This is a genomic window from Streptomyces sp. SID12501 (assembly GCF_010550245.1).
Classification (GTDB): Bacteria; Actinomycetota; Actinomycetes; order Streptomycetales; family Streptomycetaceae; genus Streptomyces.
Window position 1 is genome coordinate 1 of sequence record NZ_JAAGLU010000670.1, and the last position, 438, is coordinate 438.

A 438-nucleotide genomic window follows, 5' to 3' on the forward strand; every position below is an offset into this window, starting at 1 on the left:
GGGCCAAGGGGCTCGGCGACCGCGGCTGGTACGTCGTCGAGCCCGAGCGACGTGCGCTCGTCGGCGGCGTGCTGCTGTTCGACGGCCTGCACGTGTGGACCGCCGACTCCCCGACACCCGAACGGCGCGCCGCGTGGCTGACGGCGCTCGACGACCTCGAGGCCCTCGACCCGACGTTCGTGGTCGCCGGGCACCGCGTGGCGGACTCCCCCACCGACGCCTCCGCGATCCGTCACACGCGTGACTACCTGCGACGCTTCGAGGAGATCGTCGCCTCGAGCCCCGACGCGGCGCAGGCCGAGGCGCGGCTGCTCGAGAGCTATCCGCACGCGGGTCTCGAGCTCGCGGCGTCGCTGGGCACCAAGGTCGCGAAGGGAGAGATGACGTGGGGCTGACCGAGAGCACCGAGCCGGCCGACGTCGTCCGCCGGCAGTACCT

The 438-nt window shown here is 73.5% G+C and carries 1 pseudogene; it reads left to right on the forward strand.

From position 1 onward, the window contains the following. Positions 1–395 (forward strand): annotated as a pseudogene (locus G3I71_RS47830) (MBL fold metallo-hydrolase); the annotation flags it as partial. Between the last annotated feature and the right edge of the window lie 43 nt (positions 396–438).